Here is a 17,429-nt window from a genome sequence, read left to right on the forward strand (position 1 = left end):
ACCTCGGGGTGAGGACGCGAGGACGTGGACGAGAGGAGCCCGACAGCATGACGACACGAGCGAGCAGGAGGCGTGCGGCGCCCCCCGACGGGGGACCGGTGGCCGGCCCCACACCCAGGACCGCCCTCGGCCTGGTTCTCACCGCCGTCCTGCTCGGCGCCGGCCTCCTCGGCGGCTGCTCGACCGACACGCTCGCCGAGAAGGGCATGGAGAAGGCGATGGAGGCCGGGTCCGGGGGCGACGCGGTCGTGGACGTCGACTCCGACGCCGGGACGGTGACGATCGAGGGCGAGGACGGGTCGCTCTCCGTCGGGGGCGGCGAGCTGCCCGAGTCCTTCCCCGAGGACGTGCCCCTGCCCGACCAGGCCTACCAGGTCGTCTCGGCCATGGAGCTCGGCGGCGACGAGGAGATGATCATGGCCGCGCTGCTCGTGCCGGGGGGCGACGTCGCCAGCACGGTGGAGCACCTCGAGGCCGGGTTCGAGGAGGCCGGCTACGAGCAGACCGGCAACCTGCGGCAGGACCTGGACGGCAACCACTACGTCCAGCTGCAGTTCACCGACGGCAGCACGACCGTGTCGTTGAACGTGGCCGGGTCCGACGACGAGGAGCTGTCGGTGAGCTACACGATCGGTTCGGCCGACGAGCTCTGAGGCCCAGGCCCCGTGGCGCCGGTGGCCCGCAGCACCTCGGTGCAGATCGCGGTCATCGCCTCCCGGGCCGACTCGGGCTCCCCGGCGGCGACCGCCTGCGCCACCAGCAGGTGCAGCCGCCGGGCCTCGGGCTTGGGGTGCGCCGGCATCAGGTCGTGGTCGGTGCGCCCGCGCAGCACCTCCTCGACCACGTCGCAGAGCCCCGCGAACATCTGGTTGCCCGACAGGTGCAGCAGCCGCCGGTGGAACTCGACGTCGTGCTCGAGGAAGGCCAGCAGGTCGCCGGCGGCCCCGGTCGTCTCCATCTCTCGGGCCAGGCGCAGCAGCTCCTCGCCGTCCTCGGTGCCGGCGCGCTCGGCCGCCAGCGCGGCCGAGGCCGGCTCGACCGCGGCCCGCAGCTGCGAGAGCTCCTGCAGGTGGGCGCTGCGCTGCGTCCCCTCGAGGCGCCAGCGCACCACCGCGGGGTCGTAGGAGTGCCACTCCGTGCGGGGCCGGATGCGGATGCCGGTGCGGCGCCGGCTCTCGACGAGGTTCATCGACGCCAGCACCTGCACGACCTCGCGCGCCACGGTGCGCGAGACGGCGTACTCGCAGCCCAGCCACTCCAGCGTGATCGTCGAGCCCTCGGCCAGGGAGCCGTCGACGATGCGTGGGCCCAGGCTCGAGAGGACCTCCTCGTGCATCGTCGCCATGGCGCGAGCCTAGTCCCGCGACGTGGTCGCAGGGCGCGGCAGCCGCCGGGATGGTCCCGGGCGGGGCGCGAGCGGGTAGGACTGGGGCGTGCCCCACGACCCGAGCGACCACTTCGTCCACGTCCGCGGCGCCAGCGAGCACAACCTGCGGCACGTCGACGTCGACGTGCCGCGCGACGCGATGGTCGCCTTCACCGGGGTCTCCGGCTCGGGCAAGTCGTCGCTGGCCTTCGGCACGATCTACGCCGAGGCGCAGCGCCGCTACTTCGAGTCGGTCGCGCCGTACGCCCGCCGCCTGCTGCAGCAGGTCGGGGCGCCGCACGTGCAGGAGATCACCGGCCTGCCGCCGGCGGTGGCGCTGCAGCAGCGCCGCGGGGCGCCCAGCTCGCGCTCCAGCGTCGGCACCCTGACGACGCTGTCCAACCTGCTGCGGATGCTCTACTCGCGCGCCGGCACCTACCCCGAGGGCGCGGCGCGGCTGGGGGCCGAGGCGTTCTCGCCCAACACCGCCGCCGGCGCCTGCCCCGAGTGCCACGGGCTGGGGGAGGTCCACGACGTCGCCGAGGACCTGCTCGTGCCCGACCCGTCGCTGAGCATCCGCGACGGCGCGATCGGCGCCTGGCCCGGTGCGTGGCAGGGCAAGAACCTGCTGCGGGTCGTCAAGGCGGTCGGCATCGACGTCGACGCGCCCTGGCACACGCTGGCCGAGAAGGACCGCGACTGGCTGCTCTACACCGACGAGCAGCCCCGGGTCCTGGTCGACCGGCGCGGCGAGCCCGACGACTCCACCGGCCGCGACTACCACGGCACCTTCTGGAGCGCCCGCAAGCACGTGCGCCACGTGCTGGCCGACACCAAGAGCCAGATGATGCGCGACAAGGCGATGCGCTTCGTGCGCGCCGTCAGCTGCGCGACCTGCGCGGGCACCGGTCTGCAGCCGGCCTCGCTGGCCGTCACCTTCCGCGGGCACTCGATCGCCGAGGTCAACGCGCTCTCCTTCCTCGAGCTCGTCGCGCTGCTGCGGCCGGTCGCCGAGCTCGACGAGGCCGGTGCCGCGACCTCGTCGGCCGAGTCGGGGGAGGCCACCGAGGTGGCCGTGCGGCTGTGCGCCGACCTCGTCTCGCGGGTCGAGGTGCTGCTCGACCTCGGCCTGGGCTACCTCTCGCTGGGGCGCAGCTCGACCACCCTGTCGCCGGGCGAGGCGCAGCGGCTGCGGATCGCCACCCAGCTGCGCTCGGGCCTCTTCGGGGTCGTCTACGTGCTCGACGAGCCGTCGGCGGGCCTGCACCCGGCCGACGCGGAGCCGCTGCTCGACGTGCTCGACCGGCTCAAGGAGGCCGGCAACTCGCTCTTCGTCGTCGAGCACGACCTCGACGTCGTGCGCCGCGCCGACTGGGTCGTCGACATCGGGCCCGGCGCCGGCGAGGGCGGCGGGCAGGTGCTCTACTCCGGGCCGGTCGCCGGTCTCGAGCACGTCGAGGAGTCGGTCACCGGCGCCCACCTCTTCGGCCGGGTCGAGCCCGAGCAGCGCCAGCGCCGCACGCCGCACGGCTGGCTGCACCTGCGCGGCATCAGCCGCCACAACCTCGACGACCTCTCGGTCGACCTGCCGCTGTGCGCCCTCACCGCCGTCACCGGGGTCTCGGGGTCGGGCAAGTCGACGCTGGTCACCCAGGTCCTCGCCGAGCTGGTGCGCCGCCACCTGGGCCAGGCCCCCGACGACGCCGAGGACGACGCCCTCGAGATCGACGTCGACGACGCCACCGGGCTGGAGTCCTTCGACCGGCTGGTGCGCGTCGACCAGCGACCCATCGGCCGGACCCCGCGCTCGAACCTGGCCACCTACACCGGGCTCTTCGACGCGGTCCGCAAGCTGTACGCCGCCACGCCCGAGGCGCGCGAGCGCGGCTACGGCGCCGGCCGGTTCTCCTTCAACGTCGCCGAGGGCCGCTGCGAGACCTGCCAGGGCGAGGGGTTCGTCTCCGTCGAGCTGCTCTTCATGCCCGGCACCTACGCCCCGTGCCCCGCCTGCGGGGGTGCCCGCTACAACGACGAGACGCTCGAGGTCCGCCACCGCGGCCTGAGCATCGCCGACGTGCTGGCCCTCTCCGTCGACGAGGCCGCCGAGGTGCTGGACGACGTGCCGGCGGCGGCCCGCAGCCTGGCCACCCTGCGCGAGGTCGGGCTGGGCTACCTGCGCCTGGGCCAGCCGGCCACCGAGCTCAGCGGCGGCGAGGCGCAGCGGATCAAGCTCGCCACCGAGCTGCAGCGCGCGCGCCGCGGGCACGCCCTCTACCTCCTCGACGAGCCGACCGCGGGGCTGCACCCGGCCGACATCGCGCTGCTCGTGGCCCAGCTGCACCGTCTCGTCGACGCCGGCAACACCGTGGTCGTGGTCGAGCACGACCTGGCCACCGTCGCCGGCGCCGACTGGGTCGTGGACCTCGGACCCGCCGGCGGCGACGGCGGCGGGCGGGTGGTGGCCACCGGCACCCCCGACGACGTCGCGGCGGCCGAGGGCAGCGCCACCGCGCCGTACCTGGCCCGGCACCTGCAGGAGCGGGCCGGCACGACGTAGCCGCTGGAGGGACCGGGTCGGGACCCGGATCCGGGGCGACCTGCGGCGTTGCTATGGTCCAGCCATCCGCGGGTCGCCAGCGACCCGGACAGTTCCTCGTAGGAGTCGTCGACCGATGCGCAACGGTGCGCGTCGACGCCCTGTGCCCCCCTTGTACGCAGCCGCCCCCAGGCCGGCGCGACGGGCAGCGCGATGCGCAGGGTGTGCCGACGCGCGCCCTGCGACCAGCGTGGAGGAGGTGGCGCATGATCGGGCTCGACTCGGCTCCGTTCGGCGCAGCGACGGCGGTCGGACTGATCGTCTTCTTCTACGGGGGCACCTTCTGGGTGTCCTCGCGGATCGGCAAGAAGCAGGAGAACGCCGACGACTACATGACGGCCGGCAACAGGGTCGGCTTCGGGATCTCGGCGGCCAGCATGACCGCGACCTGGATCTGGGCCTCGTCGATGTACGCCTCGGCGACCTCGGGCTACACCTACGGCATCTCGGGCCCCATCCACTACGGGCTGTGGGGGGCGCTGATGATCCTGTTCATCTACCCCTTCGGCAAGCGGATCCGCGCCGTCGCGCCGCGGGCGCACACCCTCGCCGAGGTGATGTACGCCCGCCACGGCCGCTCCAGCCAGCTGATGCTGGCCGGCTCCAACGTGGTCGGCAGCCTGATCAGCCTGATGTCGAACTTCATCGCCGGCGGCGTGCTGATCTCCCTGCTGACGCCGTTCGGCTTCATCCAGGGCGTGGTCACCGTGGCGGCCGGCGTCCTGCTCTACACGCTGTGGTCGGGCTTCCGGGCCTCGGTGCTCACCGACTTCGTGCAGGTGATCGGCATGCTGGGCGCGGTCGCGGTCATCGTCCCGGTCATCTTCCTCGCCGCCGGCTTCCCGGCCGCCTTCGAGACCGGGGCGGCCAACCTGACGCCCCAGCAGGGCAGCTTCTTCTCCAGCGAGGCGTTCCTCAACCAGGGCGCCCCCTACATCGCGGCGGTCCTGGCCTACGCGATCGGCAACCAGACGATCGCCCAGCGGCTCTTCGCAGTGCGCTCCGACCTGATCAAGCCGACCTTCATCACCGCGACCGTCGGCTACGGGGCCATGGTCATCGGCGTCGGCATGCTGGGCGTGCTGGCGCTCTACCTGGGCTTCGAGCCCGAGGGCGGCGACTCGAACAACCTGATCCCGGGCATGGCGGCGCAGTACCTGCCGCCGGTGCTGCTGGCGGTGTTCTTCGTGATGATCATCGGCGCGCTGTCCTCGACCGCCGACTCCGACCTCTCGGCGCTGTCCTCGATCGTGATGACCGACGTCTACGGGCAGAACGTGGCCGGCAAGGCCGACGCGGACCCGCGCACGATGCTGCTGATCGGGCGGGCCACCATGGTGGTGGCCACCGCGGCCGCGGTCGCCTTCGCCAGCCTCGAGCTGAACATCCTCGACCTGCTCGTCTTCGTCGGCGCGCTGTGGGGCGCCCTGGTGTTCCCGGTACTGGCGAGCTTCTACTGGGACAAGGTCACCAACAAGGCGTTCACCGTGTCGGTCGTGGCCGCGCTCGCGGCCTTCCTGCCGGTGCGCTTCGGGTGGGTCCCGATGACCGGGCCGACCGGGCTGCTGGTCGACGTCCTGAGCGTCGTGGGCATCGGGGTGGTGCTGGGGCTGATGGTCTTCGGCTTCCTCGGGACCCGCCCGGCCCAGGTCGTGGGGGTGCTCGCGATGGTGGTCTCGGCGCCCTTCGTGATCGGCTTCCTGCACGACTACGCCACGCTCAGCGGCTCGCTGGTGGCCTACGCGGTCAGCACCGTCGTGTGCTGGGCGATGTCGGTGGGCCAGGAGGAGCGCTTCGACTTCGCCCACATCGCCGAGGCCACCGGTGACTTCGACCGGGCCGCCCCCAGCGACGACGACCCGCACGCCTTCAGCGAGGAGATCCGATGAACCCCACCGCCCTGACCCTCTACGTCCTGATCTGGCCCGCGGTGGTGGCCGCGGTCCTGTTCATCATCGGGCGGGCCTTCGCCCGGGAGTGGGCCGAGGCGCGTCGCGAGGGGCGCGACCTGGTCTGACACCACGCCGGCCGGCCCGGGCGACCTCAGTCGCCCGGGCCCCCGAGGTCGGGGGAGACCAGCACGAGCGGGGTCCGTCGACGCAGCACCAGCGGCAGCATCGAGCAGGCGACCAGCGCGAGGAAGCCGCTGATGATCTTGTCGCCCAGCGAGACGACCAGGTTGGCGAGCGCGATGGCGGCCTCGCGCACCCCGGTCAGCTCGAAGAAGGTGACGGTGAGGAAGTTCTGGGTGTGGTTCACGCTGCCGAGGTACCAGAGGATCAAGGGGACGGCCAGCGCCGAGCAGACGAGGGCCACCACCACGTTGAGCCCGAGGAAGCGCGGCAACGAGCGGCCCATGGCGAAGCGGCGCACGCCGTAGCCCCACGCCAGCGCACCCGCCATGTTGACCAGCGCGAACGGGATCGAGTCGGGGCCGCTGACCGCGGCGCCCGCCAGGTTGCTGGTCAGGCCGACGCCAGCGCCGAACCAGGGGCCCAGCGCGATGGCGGCGGTGGCGGTGCCGACCATGTCGAGGTGGATGGGCAGCTTGAGCTGGACGACCAGGAAGCGCCCGACGAGGTTGGCGACGACGCACAGCGCCATCAGGACCAGGACCAGGCGCAGCGAGGGCGGTGACCACACCGCGGCCGGGGACTCGGGCGGGGACTCGGAAGCGGTCGTCTCGTGCGGGGTCGGGGTGACAGGTGGCTCGGGCCGGCGGCGGCACTCGGCCACCCACGTGTCGACGTCGTGGTCGTCGCCGCCGAGCACGGCCGCGATCTCGCGGACCAGCTCGAGGTTCACCCGCGCCCGGCCGGTGCGGAAGGCGTCGTAGACGGTGGTGCGGGCCACCGCGCCTCGTGCTCGCTGCGCCCGGCCTCGCTGCGCAGGCGCGCGACGCGCCGCGCGATCTCGCCGTACGACGGCTCGCCGGCCTGGACGCGCAGCTGCTGGAGCCGCGTGGTGAGGGGGTCCCACTCACCGGTGTCACGCGACTCGGTCGGCGTGTCGGTCATGACCACGTCCTCCTCGAGCCGGGCGCCGGGCGGTCCGGGGGTGCCGTCCGTGCCCACCCACTGTACGGAGCCGCGTCCGGGTTGTTCGGATTCGTTCGGGACTTTGCTGACGCTGGTGGAAATCGCAGGTCAGGGCCTAGAACTGGTGGTGTCGGCGTCGCGGGGCCGGGGGGCCCGTGACGACGACAGGCGCCCGCATGCCCCGCCGAACGCCCCGCGCGCCCCGCACGCCACATCTCCGAGGAGCTGCATGAGCATCACCGCCACCGACCCGTCCGGGGTCACGTGGTCGTCCCACGAGTTCACCGCAGACCTGAGCCACCTCGTCTTCGACGAGGAGGTCGAGGCCGACCGCGAGAACCTGGTGCTGAGCCACGAGCTGCGCGTCGACGAGACCCACCTGCACTTCGCGGGCTCCGGCGGGTCGCTCTTCTACTGGGTCTTCTCGTTCCGCTGGCAGGGCGAGCAGTGGCACGGCCAGCTGCACGAGTCGCGGCACCGCGACCTGCTCGTCACCCAGGCCCGCGCGGTGATGGCCGGCTTCCTGCCCTTCAGCCGCTTCAAGGCCACCGCCGCCGAGGTGCGGTCCGAGCAGCAGGACTACACCACTGACGACCTGCGCGGCTTCGGTCGCCGCTACCGCCTGGCCAAGCTCGGCTGGTAGCCGACCCGGCGCAGATCTCGCGCCGACCCGGCCCGAACTTCGCACCGACCCGGCGCAGATCTCCCACCGACCCGGCGTCGGGGTGGCCCGGCCCGCCGCGCGCGGCGGGCACACTGTGCGCGTGCATCTCGGAGCCGCACGACCCTGCCGCCAGCCCACCCCCGCCCCCCGCCTGCTGCTGGTCCTCGCGACCGCCGCGACGCTGCTGGCGGTGCCCGTCCCGGCCCTCGCCGGGGTCGAGGACCCGGTGCCACCAGGGCCACCCGGGCCGCCCGCACCGTCCGCGACGGTGCTCGAGGCCTCCGCGCCCGCCCGGTACGCCGGTGACGCCGTGCCGGTGCGACTGGTGCTGACCGGCGCGGCGGGAGCACCGGTCACGGCGCCCCGCTGCGTCTCGAACGGCGCGTCGGGGCGCGTGGAGCGAGGTGCCGGTCACGGCGACCGACGAGAGCGGCGCGGCCACCGCCCAGGTCGAGGCGGCGCGGGCGCCGAAGGACAACCGGGTGCGGGCGACGTACGACGGCGACGAGACGCACGAGGGCTCGAGCACCGGGCTGGTGCGCCTGGCGCTGCGCCGGCGCAACGCCGACGTGCGGCTGCGCGGGCCCGGCAGCGTCGTCGACGAGCAGTCGGTGGTGCTGCGGGTGCGGGTGACCACGGGAGCCGGCGACCCGGTCGAGGGGCCGGTGCAGCTGCTGCGGCGCGCCGGGAGGCGCTGGGTCGAGGAGCGGGCCCTGCGCCTCGACGAGCGCGGCCGGGCTGACGCCGAGGTCGCCCCGCGCGTCGACACCCGCTACCGGGCCAGGCTCGCGCAGCGGCCGTGGCTGGCTCGGGGCACCAGCACGGTCCACCGCCTCGACAACCGCCCGCCGGGCACCCCGGTGCGCCTGCCCGCGGGCGCACCAAGCCCGCGCCGCTCGCTGCCGGCCCAGGCCCGAGCGGTGGGGGAGGGCCCCAACGCCGAGGTCTCGCGGATCCCCGGCGGGGTGTGGAAGCAGATGACCGGCCGCAGCTGGCACGCCGGGTGCCCCGTGGGGCGCGACTCGCTGCGGCTGCTGCGCATCAACTACTGGGGCTACGACGGCTACCGCCACCGCGGCGAGCTCGTCGCCCACGCCGACGCCGTGGGGCGGATGAGCCGTGCGCTGAGCGGCATGTACGCCCGCGAGCTGCCGATCCGCTCGATGTACCGCGTCGACCGCTTCGGCTGGTCGAAGCGGCTGCAGGGCGCCGACGACCACGCCTCGATGGCCGCCGGCAACACCTCGGCCTTCAACTGCCGCCAGGTCGTGGGTCGGCCCGGGGTGCGCTCGCCGCACTCGTGGGGCCGCTCGCTCGACCTCAACCCGTGGGAGAACCCCTACCGGACCTCCGGCGGCTGGCTGCCCACCGGCTGGTGGGTCGGGCGCGACCACCCCGAGGTCGCCTGGCGCTCGGGCTCGCACGCCGTCGTGGCGCTGCTGCGCACCCACACGCTGCGCTGGACCTACGGCACCGCCGACGCCCACCACTTCGACGCGCGCGCCGCCGGCCGGACCGCCGGTCGCGGGGACCGGCCCGACCTGCCGCCCGAGTGCGACCACGTGGTCTGCCACTGATCGCCCGGCGCGACCACCGCTCCGACCGCTCACGTTCACCCGCCGCCCGCCCCACGGTCACCCGACGGGCGGCCGGAGGCCCGAAGGTCTGCCCATGACCTCTCGGACATCTCGGTTCCCCCTGCCCTCCACCGCGCCGACCACCCGCCTGGCCACCGGCCTGCTCGGCGGTCTGAGCGCCGTCCTGGCCGGCTCCCTGCTGCTGGCCCCCGGTGCCGCGGCCGCCCCCGACCAGCGCACCCGTGCCGTCGAGCAGCTGGCCACGCCCGTCGTCGTGGCCCACCGCGGCGCCTCGGGCTACCGGCCCGAGCACACCCTCGCCGCCTACCGCCTCGCGATCCGGCTCGGCGCCGACTACATCGAGCCCGACCTCGTCTCGACCCGCGACGGCGTGCTGGTGGCCCGCCACGAGAACGAGATCTCGGGCACCACCGACGTCGCCGACCACCCGGAGTTCGCCGACCGGCGCACGACCCGCACCATCGACGGCCGCGAGACCACCGGCTGGTTCACCGAGGACTTCACCCTCGCCGAGCTGCGCACCCTGCGTGCGGTCGAGCGGCTGCCCGGCGTCCGCCCCGACAACACCCGCTACGACGGCCGCTTCACGGTGCCCACCTTCACCGAGGTGCTGCGGTTGGTACGCCGGGAGTCCAAGCGCACCGGACGCACGATCGGCGTCGCGCCCGAGACCAAGCACCCCACCTACTTCGACTCCGCCGGGCTCAGCCTGGAGGAGCCGCTGCTGGCGGCCCTGGAGCGCTTCGACCTGGACCAGAAGCGCAGCAAGGTCCTCATCCAGTCCTTCGAGACCACCAACCTGCGCGAGATCGCCGCGCTGACCAAGGCCCCCGTCGAGCAGCTGATGAGCGGCTCGGGCGCCCCCTACGACCTCGTGGCCGCCGGCGACGACACGACGTACGCCGACCTCGCGACGCCGGCGGGCCTCGCCGAGGTCGCGACGTACGCCGACTGGATCGGCCCCGAGAAGTCGATGGTCGTGCCCCGCACCGCCGACGGGGCGGCCGGCGAGCCCACCGCCCTGGTCGACGACGCCCACGCCGCGGGCCTGCGGGTGGTCGTCTACACCGTGCGGGACGAGAACCAGTTCATGCCCACGACCTACCGCCGCGGGGTCGACCCCGACGCCAAGGGCGACGTCTTCGCCGAGATCACGGACCTGCTCGACGCCGGCATCGACGGCCTCTTCGCCGACCACCCCGACTCCGGCGTCTTCGCCCGCGACGAGTGGGTGCGCGACCGCGGCTAGCCTGCGGGGCATGACCGACTGCGTCTTCTGCAGCATCGTCGCCGGCGACACGGAGGCCGACCTCGTCCTCGAGACCGAGGACCTGGTCGGCTTCCTCGACCAGCGGCCCGTCTTCAAGGGCCACGTGCTGCTGGTGCCGCGCCGGCACGTGGTGACCCTGCCCGACCTGCCGGCGGCCCTGCGGGACCCGTTCCTGGCCGCGGCGCAGCGCATCGCCGGCGCCGTCGTCGACGAGCTCGGGGCGCAGGGCAGCTTCGTGGCGATCAACAACACCGTCAGCCAGTCGGTGCCCCACCTGCACCTGCACGTGGTGCCCCGCACCAAGGGCGACGGCCTGCGCGGCTTCTTCTGGCCGCGCCAGAAGTACGCCGACGGTGAGCGGGCGGCGTACGCCGCGAGACTGCGCGCAGCCCTCGACTGAGTCGCGGCTATCGTGCAGACGGCGCGGTGAGCCCACCGCGCGAGCGCGCCGCGGGCGCGCCGCCGCAGACTTGAAGGAGTTGGACAGCAGATGGGTCGTTTCGACGGACGCGTCGTCGTGGTCACCGGAGGCGCAAGAGGCATCGGCTTCGGCACCGCCACCCGTTTCGCCGAGGAGGGCGCCTCGGTCGCCATCGTCGACCTCGACGAGGCCGCCGCCTCCGAGGCCGCGGGCCGCCTGCCCCTCGTCGACGGTGCCAAGGCTGCCGGCATCGGCGCCGACGTGAGCAACGGCGACTCCGTCGAGGCCGCGGTCACCCGCGTCGTCGAGGAGCTCGGCGGCATCCACGTGGTGGTCAACAACGCCGGGATCACCCGCGACAACCTGCTCTTCAAGATGACCGAGGACGACTGGGACCTCGTCATGAACGTGCACCTCAAGGGCGCGTTCCTGATGACCAAGGCCGCCCAGAAGCACTTCGTGGAGCAGAAGTACGGCAAGATCGTGAACATCTCCAGCGTCTCGGCGCTGGGCAACCGCGGCCAGGCCAACTACTCCGCGGCCAAGATGGGCATCCAGGGCTTCACCCGCACCCTGGGCATCGAGCTGGGCCCCTTCGGCATCAACGCCAACGCCGTCGCGCCCGGCTTCATCGCCACCGAGATGACCGACGCCACCGCCGCCCGGCTCAAGATGGACGTCGACGAGTTCCGCGCCCTCTCGGCCGAGGCCAACCCGGTCAAGCGGGTCGGCTTCCCCGAGGACATCGCCGCGGCCGTGGCGTTCCTGGCCAGCGACGAGGCGTCGTACATCACCGGTCAGACGCTGTACGTCGACGGCGGCGCCAAGCTCGGCTGAGCCCGCACCACCGCACCACCCGTCGCCCCCACCCCCTGTCGCCACCCCTGATCGGAGCCACCGTGCGCACTGCCCGCACCCGACCGGCCCTGCGCCGCCGACCGCACCGCCCCCTGCGGGCGGCGGCGGTGGTCGCCGTCGCCTGCCTGGGACTGGCCGCCTGCTCCTCCGACGAGGGTGGGGGCGACGAGCCCGCCGCCGAGGGCCCCGAGAGCCAGAAGGTCAGCAAGGGCGCCACCATCGACGCGACCTGGCCGCTGACCGGGCTGTCGGTGACCGGCTCGGAGTCGGCCGCCCAGGACCACCCGGTGATGGTGGTCAAGATGGACAACACGCCCTCCAGCGCCCCGCAGCGCGGGCTGGGCTCGGCCGACCTCGTGGTCGAAGAGCTCGTCGAGGGCGGGGTCACCCGGCTCGCGGCGTTCTACTACTCCGACATCCCCGGCACCGTCGGCCCGGTGCGGTCGATGCGGGCCAGCGACATCGGCATCGTGGCGCCGGCCGACGCGGCCGTCGTGACCAGCGGCGCCGCCCCGGTCACCCTGCAGCGGGTGCGCGGGGCCGGCATCACGTTCTTCTCCGAGGGCGCCAAGGGCTTCTTCCGCGACAACAGCCGCGCGGCGCCGTACAACCTCTTCACCGACCTCGCCGCCACCACCACCCTGGTCGAGGGCGAGGAGGCGCGCCCCGACGACTACCTGCCGTGGGGCGAGGCCGAGGACCTGCCGAAGGGCAAGCCGGCGACCTCGCTGGCCGCCGACTTCGGCAGCCAGACCACCACCTGGAGCCACGGGCCGAAGGGCTGGACCAACACCAACTCCTTCGCCGCCGCCGACGACCGGTTCCCGGCCGACACGGTGCTGGTGCTGCGCGTGCAGGTCGGCGACGCCGGCTACCGCGACCCGGCCGGCAACCCGGTGCCCGAGACGAAGCTCGAGGGCAAGGGCCAGGCGCTGCTCTTCCACGACGGCCGCGTGGTGAGCGGGCAGTGGTCGAAGGCGACGCTCGAGGCGCCGCTCGCGCTCAGCGTGCGCGGCAAGAAGCTGACGGTGCCCGCGGGTCGTACGTGGGTCGAGCTCGTGCCCGCCGCGTCCGGCGCCGTGAGCTACTCGCCGTAGGTCACCGGGGCTGCTCGGGCGACTCGGGCAGCTCGACGCCCGCGTCGGCCAGCGCCTGGAAGCCGCTGATGATGAAGCCGATCGCGGTCTCGACCCGAGCGGCGGCGGCGACCGCGTCGTCGGAGCCGGCCACGGCCTCGCCGGCCGACGACATCGCCCCGAAGAAGATCCGGGCGAAGGTCTGCTGCATGTCCTCGTCGAGGTCCCACGGGCCGGCCTCGAGCACGGCGCGCACGATGTCGAGCACGTTGGCGAAGGTGGAGCGCTCCTCCTGCTCGCGGAAGCGCTCGTAGCCGAGCACCGAGGGCCCCTCCTGGATCACGATGCGCCGGTACGTCGGGTCCTGGACGACCACGAGGAAGGCCTCGAGGCCCGCCCGGGCCTTCGTCCACGGGTCGGGGTTCTCCTTGAGCGACTTCTGGATGGCGCGCGAGGCCTCGGCCTCGACGCGCTCGAAGACGGCCTCGAAGAGCGCCTGCTTGCCCGAGAAGTGGTGGTAGAGCGCGCCCTTGGTCACCTCGGCGCCGCCCACGATGGCGTCGAGGGAGGTGCCGGCGTAGCCGTGCTGGGTGAAGAGCTGCTCGGCGACGTCCACCAGACCGCGCTTGGTCGAGGCGGAGTACTGCTGTCGGCGGGTGCCCCCGACCCCGGGCACGCCCGGCACCTTGGGCACCAGCTTGTGGACGGAGGGCTTCGGCATGGGTCCACCCTAAGGAGTGCGGTGTGCCGGGCGTCACGACGCCCTGACGGCGGGGCCGGACCCGCCCCGGGTCCCGGTGGTCAGCATCACGCCCGGACCACCCCTCCGGCCGTTGCATACCGTCGGTATGACTCCGTACTCTCGGTACGTACTCAAGGTATGTGAACCTTGACCGACACAGGAGACACCTCATGACCTGGAACTCGTATCGCCACCGCGGGGAGACCCTCCGTCGTGTGATCGCCAGCGCCGATCTCCGACGCGACGGCCGCCTGCCGATGGACGTCGACGGCGTCGAGGACGCCTTCGGCTCCGAGCTCGACCTCCTCGGCGCCCTGCAGCTGCGCTGGCACACCCGCCTCGCCGGCCGCATCGAGCGCGAGCTGATGAACGACCCGATGGACCTCGAGCGCGCCGTCGTCGCCGCCTGGCGCGCCACCGCCGACGAGCTGCCCGGCGTGCGCGCGATCGTCGACGCCCACCGCGCCCACCCGCTCGACGACGAGATGGCCGCCGCGATGGCGCGCGCCGAGACCAAGGAGCGGGCCTTCCTCGCGGTGATGGCCGGCCGGGCCAGCGCCTACGACGCCGGCGCAGCCGGTGTCGGCGCCCGCCTCGAGGCCACCGCCCGCGAGGGCTGGACCCCCGCTCCCGTGGGTGCGGAGCTCGAGCGCCCGACCCTGCTGCACCGGCTCCGGGCGGCGCTCGCCGCCTGACCCGCCCCCCTGACCGACCCGGCCCCTCCCTCCGGGTCGCAGACGGCCCCCGCCGCCGCGGCTCCCTCCCTCCTTGCCGCGGCGGACGGGGGCCGTCGTCGTCCGCCCTGCCGACGCCGGTTCCCGCCGTACGACGGTCCGTTGGTCGAGCAGCAAGGAGCGCCAGCGACGCGCGTCGTCGAGACCCCGCAAGAACCGCGCCGACCTCGCCGTACGCCATGGGGGGCACCGGGACCTCGACGGTGCTCACCCCCCGGCGCGCGCCGAGCCGGCTCGTTCGAACCGGCCGGCTCGCGGCGCGTCCACGCAGCCGAACAAGGGTGCGCAAGTGACCGGTCGATGGTTCAAAGGTGACTGCTCGGCCATGATGGGGCCATGGCGAGGGAGGCGCGTGCGGGGATGCTGCTGGTGGCGAGCCCGGCCCTGCTCGACCCCAACTTCGCGGACACGGTGATCCTGCTGCTCGACGCCGACGAGGACGGTGCGCTGGGGGTGGTGCTCAACCGGCCCACGCCGGTGCCGGTCGCGGAGGTGCTGGCCGACTGGAGCCCGGTGGTGGCCGAGCCCGAGGTGCTCTTCCAGGGCGGGCCGGTCAGCACCGAGGGTGCCCTGGCCGTCGCGCACCTGGCGGCGGGGGCGGGGGAGGAGCCGCTGGGCTACCGGGCCGTCACCGCGAGCCTGGGCCTGGTCGACCTCGACACCCCCGTGGAGCTGCTGGCCGAGCACCTCGACGCGCTGCGGATCTTCGCCGGGTACGCCGGCTGGGGTGCCGGCCAGCTCGACGACGAGATCGCCGAGGGCAGCTGGTACGTCGTGCCCGCCCACGACGCCGACGTGTTCCGCGAGGAGACCACCGAGCTGCGTCGCGAGGTGATGCGCCGCCAGCCGGGCGAGCTGGCCTGGCACTCCACCCGCCCGGCCGATCCCGACCTGAACTGAACGCGCTTCTCGCGTAGGGTGGTCTCTCGTGAGCAGCTTCGGATTCGGGACCGGTACCGCCGTCGAGGAGGACCTCCGGCAGGACCGCCAGACGGTCCCGACCGACGAGGGCGACCACGAGCGCTTCTCGCACTACGTCGACAAGGACAAGCTGACCGAGGCGATGGTGATGGGCACGCCCGTCATCGCCCTGTGCGGCAAGGTGTGGGTGCCGAGCCGCTCCCCGGAGAAGTTCCCGGTCTGCCCCGACTGCAAGGAGGTCTGGGAGTCGTTCAACGACGGCGGCTCCTCGGGCGGCTCCGGTGGTCCCGGCGGCCAGGGCGGTTCCGACGCGTGACGGGCTCCGACCAGCCGGACCTCTTCCTCGAGGATGGGTCCGGCCCCTCGCTGACGCCCGCACTGCCCCCCGCCTGGCCCGAGCGCGCCGCCTGGGGCACCGCGCCCTCGCTGCGCGCCTGGCAGCAGGCGGCGATGGAGAAGTACTTCACCGAGCAGCCGCGCGACTTCCTGGCGGTGGCGACGCCCGGCGCCGGCAAGACCACCTTCGCGCTGTCGGTGGCCGCCGAGCTGCTGGGTCGCCGGATCATCGACCGGGTCACGGTCGTGGCCCCCACCGAGCACCTCAAGACCCAGTGGGCGCAGGCCGCCGAGCGTGCCGGCATCCCGATCGACCCGACGTACGCCGCCGGCAAGGGCCGCACCTCGCAGGACTACGTCGGCATCGCGGTGACGTACGCCGGCGTGGCGGTCAACCCGCTGGCGATGCGCATCCGCACCGAGCGGTTCAAGACCCTGGTGATCCTCGACGAGGTGCACCACGCCGGTGACGCGCTGTCGTGGGGCGAGGGCGTGCGCGAGGCTTTCGAGCCCGCGACCCGGCGCCTGGCGCTGACCGGCACGCCGTTCCGCTCCGACGTCAACCCGATCCCGTTCGTCTCCTACGCCCCGGGGCCCGACGGCATCCCGCGCTCGGCCGCCGACTACACCTACGGCTACTCCCACGCGCTGGCCGACCACGTGGTCCGTCCGGTGCTCTTCCTGGCCTACTCCGGCGAGATGAGCTGGCGCACCCGCGCCGGCGACGAGGTGGCCGCCCGCCTGGGCGAGCCGCTGACCAAGGACCTGACCAACCAGGCGCTGCGCACCGCCCTCGACCCGGAGGGCTCGTGGATCCCCTCGGTGCTGGCCGCCGCCGACAAGCGGCTCTCCGAGGTACGCCGCCACGTCCCCGACGCGGGCGGGCTCGTCATCGCCACCGACCAGGACAGCGCCCGCTCCTACGCCAAGACGCTGCGCAAGATCACCGGCGAGTCCGCCACCGTGGTGCTCTCCGACGAGAAGGCCGCGTCGAAGAAGATCAGCGCGTTCGCCGCCGACGAGTCGCGCTGGATGGTCGCGGTGCGGATGGTCTCCGAGGGCGTCGACGTGCCCCGGCTGGCCGTCGGCGTGTGGGCCACGACCACCTCGACCCCGCTGTTCTTCGCCCAGGCGGTCGGGCGCTTCGTGCGTGCCCGGACCCGCGGCGAGATCGCCTCGATCTTCCTGCCCTCGGTGCCGCGGCTGCTCTCCTTCGCCTCCGAGATGGAGGTCGAGCGCGACCACGTGCTGGGCCGCAAGGTCACCGACGAGGACGACATCTTCGCCGCCGAGGACGACCTGCTGGCCCAGGCCAACGCCAGCGAGTCGGCCTCCTCCGAGGAGCAGTCGCTCTCCTTCGAGGCGATCGGCTCCGAGGCCCGCTTCGACCACGTGCTCTACGACGGCGCGACCTTCGGCCACGAGGGCGAGGTGCAGGTGGGCTCCGAGGAGGAGATGGACTTCCTGGGCATCCCGGGCCTCCTCGAGCCCGGGCAGATGCGCGACCTGCTGCGCCAGCGCCAGTCCGACCGGGCCCGCAAGCAGAAGCCCGCGGTCGCGGCGGCCGCCCCGGCGGTGCCCAGCGTCGAGCAGGTCTCCACCCACGAGCAGCTCGCCGTGCTGCGCCGCGAGCTCAACGGCCTGGTGGCCGCCTGGTTCCACCGCACCGGCCAGGCCCACGGCATCACCCACGCCGCGCTGCGCAAGGAGTGCGGCGGGCCGGCCGCGGCCATCGCCAACGCCGAGCAGCTGCGCGCCCGCATCGACCGGGTGCGCGAGTGGGCGGCGCGCAAGTCGGGCTGAGCGCCC

18 protein-coding genes are annotated in these 17,429 nt (G+C 73.6%); 14 read left to right on the forward strand and 4 right to left on the reverse strand.

Going from position 1 to position 17,429, the window contains the following annotated elements; genetic code table 11:
* Positions 1–47 precede the first annotated feature (47 nt).
* The gene (locus H0S66_RS12870; protein ID WP_179615735.1) at positions 48–653 is read left to right on the forward strand and encodes a hypothetical protein; all 606 of its coding nucleotides are present in this window, start codon (positions 48–50) and stop codon (positions 651–653) included.
* Here H0S66_RS12870 and H0S66_RS12875 read toward each other — a convergent pair.
* A complete protein-coding gene (locus tag H0S66_RS12875) occupies positions 623–1,345 on the reverse strand; it encodes a FadR/GntR family transcriptional regulator (protein WP_179615736.1) in 723 nt (240 codons plus the stop codon). The two genes, H0S66_RS12870 and H0S66_RS12875, sit on opposite strands and share 31 nt — an antisense overlap.
* 88 nt (positions 1,346–1,433) lie before the next feature.
* On the opposite strand from H0S66_RS12875, the gene uvrA reads away from it, so the two are divergent.
* The 3 genes from uvrA (at position 1,434) to H0S66_RS20140 (ending at position 5,979) form a co-directional block, all read left to right on the forward strand.
* Entirely contained in the window at positions 1,434–3,923 is a 2,490-nt protein-coding gene (uvrA, locus tag H0S66_RS12880; RefSeq protein WP_179615737.1) for an excinuclease ABC subunit UvrA, read from the forward strand.
* Between the two features lie 245 nt (positions 3,924–4,168).
* Entirely contained in the window at positions 4,169–5,851 is a 1,683-nt protein-coding gene (locus H0S66_RS12885; protein WP_179615738.1) for a sodium:solute symporter family protein, read from the forward strand.
* Positions 5,848–5,979: a putative transporter small subunit gene (locus H0S66_RS20140; RefSeq protein ID WP_218876319.1), complete on the forward strand. Its 132-nt coding sequence runs from the start codon at positions 5,848–5,850 to the stop codon at positions 5,977–5,979. The genes H0S66_RS12885 and H0S66_RS20140 overlap by 4 nt, the downstream gene beginning before the upstream one ends.
* Before the next feature lie 26 nt (positions 5,980–6,005).
* Here the strand turns inward: H0S66_RS20140 and H0S66_RS12890 are convergent, their stop codons facing one another.
* Positions 6,006–6,815: a hypothetical protein gene (locus H0S66_RS12890; protein WP_180923617.1), complete on the reverse strand. Its 810-nt coding sequence runs from the start codon at positions 6,813–6,815 to the stop codon at positions 6,006–6,008.
* A complete protein-coding gene (locus tag H0S66_RS12895; RefSeq protein WP_180923619.1) occupies positions 6,764–6,979 on the reverse strand; it encodes a hypothetical protein in 216 nt (71 codons plus the stop codon). The genes H0S66_RS12890 and H0S66_RS12895 overlap by 52 nt, the downstream gene beginning before the upstream one ends.
* 250 nt (positions 6,980–7,229) lie before the next feature.
* On the opposite strand from H0S66_RS12895, the gene H0S66_RS12900 reads away from it, so the two are divergent.
* The 6 genes from H0S66_RS12900 to H0S66_RS12925 all read left to right on the forward strand — a co-directional run bounded on the left by H0S66_RS12900 (position 7,230) and on the right by H0S66_RS12925 (position 12,908).
* Positions 7,230–7,643 (forward strand): hypothetical protein, encoded by a 414-nt coding sequence (locus H0S66_RS12900; RefSeq protein ID WP_179615740.1) that lies wholly within the window; start codon positions 7,230–7,232, stop codon positions 7,641–7,643.
* Between the two features lie 425 nt (positions 7,644–8,068).
* On the forward strand, positions 8,069–9,241 hold the full coding sequence (locus H0S66_RS12905; RefSeq protein WP_180923621.1) for a M15 family metallopeptidase: 1,173 nt from the start codon (positions 8,069–8,071) through the stop codon (positions 9,239–9,241).
* A gap of 94 nt (positions 9,242–9,335) precedes the next feature.
* Positions 9,336–10,511, forward strand: a complete 1,176-nt coding sequence (locus tag H0S66_RS12910) for a glycerophosphodiester phosphodiesterase (protein ID WP_179615742.1) — start codon at positions 9,336–9,338, stop codon at positions 10,509–10,511.
* Between the two features lie 10 nt (positions 10,512–10,521).
* Positions 10,522–10,932 (forward strand): HIT family protein, encoded by a 411-nt coding sequence (locus H0S66_RS12915; protein ID WP_179615743.1) that lies wholly within the window; start codon positions 10,522–10,524, stop codon positions 10,930–10,932.
* Between the two features lie 90 nt (positions 10,933–11,022).
* Positions 11,023–11,790, forward strand: a complete 768-nt coding sequence (locus tag H0S66_RS12920) for an SDR family NAD(P)-dependent oxidoreductase (RefSeq protein ID WP_179615744.1) — start codon at positions 11,023–11,025, stop codon at positions 11,788–11,790.
* 62 nt (positions 11,791–11,852) lie between these two features.
* Positions 11,853–12,908 carry a DUF3048 domain-containing protein gene (locus H0S66_RS12925; RefSeq protein WP_179615745.1) on the forward strand — a complete coding sequence of 352 codons (1,056 nt, stop codon included), beginning with the start codon at positions 11,853–11,855 and terminating at the stop codon, positions 12,906–12,908.
* Between the two features lies 1 nt (position 12,909).
* Here H0S66_RS12925 and H0S66_RS12930 read toward each other — a convergent pair whose 3' ends face one another.
* The gene (locus H0S66_RS12930; protein WP_179615746.1) at positions 12,910–13,608 is read right to left on the reverse strand and encodes a TetR/AcrR family transcriptional regulator; all 699 of its coding nucleotides are present in this window, start codon (positions 13,606–13,608) and stop codon (positions 12,910–12,912) included.
* Positions 13,609–13,844: 236 nt separating this feature from the next.
* Between H0S66_RS12930 and H0S66_RS12935 the strand changes: the two genes are divergently transcribed.
* The 4 genes from H0S66_RS12935 (at position 13,845) to H0S66_RS12950 (ending at position 17,423) form a co-directional block, all read left to right on the forward strand.
* On the forward strand, positions 13,845–14,324 hold the full coding sequence (locus tag H0S66_RS12935; RefSeq protein WP_258016899.1) for a hypothetical protein: 480 nt from the start codon (positions 13,845–13,847) through the stop codon (positions 14,322–14,324).
* Positions 14,325–14,699: 375 nt separating this feature from the next.
* Positions 14,700–15,263: a YqgE/AlgH family protein gene (locus H0S66_RS12940; protein WP_179615748.1), complete on the forward strand. Its 564-nt coding sequence runs from the start codon at positions 14,700–14,702 to the stop codon at positions 15,261–15,263.
* Positions 15,264–15,291: 28 nt separating this feature from the next.
* Positions 15,292–15,600, forward strand: a complete 309-nt coding sequence (locus tag H0S66_RS12945) for a DUF3039 domain-containing protein (RefSeq protein ID WP_179615749.1) — start codon at positions 15,292–15,294, stop codon at positions 15,598–15,600.
* A 134-nt stretch (positions 15,601–15,734) separates the two neighbouring features.
* Positions 15,735–17,423 carry a DEAD/DEAH box helicase gene (locus H0S66_RS12950; RefSeq protein WP_246305600.1) on the forward strand — a complete coding sequence of 563 codons (1,689 nt, stop codon included), beginning with the start codon at positions 15,735–15,737 and terminating at the stop codon, positions 17,421–17,423.
* The last annotated feature ends 6 nt before the right edge of the window (positions 17,424–17,429 follow it).

This window comes from Nocardioides marinisabuli (assembly GCF_013466785.1).
Taxonomy (GTDB): Bacteria; Actinomycetota; Actinomycetes; order Propionibacteriales; family Nocardioidaceae; genus Nocardioides; species Nocardioides marinisabuli.

Bases quoted from the DNA above. Each gene is read 5' to 3' on its own strand.
- H0S66_RS12870 (WP_179615735.1), top strand. From the start codon at position 48: ATGACGACACGAGCGAGCAGGAGGCGTGCGGCGCCCCCCGACGGGGGA.
- H0S66_RS12875 (WP_179615736.1), bottom strand. From the start codon at position 1,345: ATGGCGACGATGCACGAGGAGGTCCTCTCGAGCCTGGGCCCACGCATC.
- H0S66_RS12885 (WP_179615738.1), top strand. From the start codon at position 4,169: ATGATCGGGCTCGACTCGGCTCCGTTCGGCGCAGCGACGGCGGTCGGA.
- H0S66_RS20140 (WP_218876319.1), top strand. From the start codon at position 5,848: ATGAACCCCACCGCCCTGACCCTCTACGTCCTGATCTGGCCCGCGGTG.
- H0S66_RS12895 (WP_180923619.1), bottom strand. From the start codon at position 6,979: ATGACCGACACGCCGACCGAGTCGCGTGACACCGGTGAGTGGGACCCC.
- H0S66_RS12900 (WP_179615740.1), top strand. From the start codon at position 7,230: ATGAGCATCACCGCCACCGACCCGTCCGGGGTCACGTGGTCGTCCCAC.
- H0S66_RS12910 (WP_179615742.1), top strand. From the start codon at position 9,336: ATGACCTCTCGGACATCTCGGTTCCCCCTGCCCTCCACCGCGCCGACC.
- H0S66_RS12915 (WP_179615743.1), top strand. From the start codon at position 10,522: ATGACCGACTGCGTCTTCTGCAGCATCGTCGCCGGCGACACGGAGGCC.
- H0S66_RS12920 (WP_179615744.1), top strand. From the start codon at position 11,023: ATGGGTCGTTTCGACGGACGCGTCGTCGTGGTCACCGGAGGCGCAAGA.
- H0S66_RS12930 (WP_179615746.1), bottom strand. From the start codon at position 13,608: ATGCCGAAGCCCTCCGTCCACAAGCTGGTGCCCAAGGTGCCGGGCGTG.
- H0S66_RS12940 (WP_179615748.1), top strand. From the start codon at position 14,700: ATGGCGAGGGAGGCGCGTGCGGGGATGCTGCTGGTGGCGAGCCCGGCC.
- H0S66_RS12950 (WP_246305600.1), top strand. From the start codon at position 15,735: ATGGAGAAGTACTTCACCGAGCAGCCGCGCGACTTCCTGGCGGTGGCG.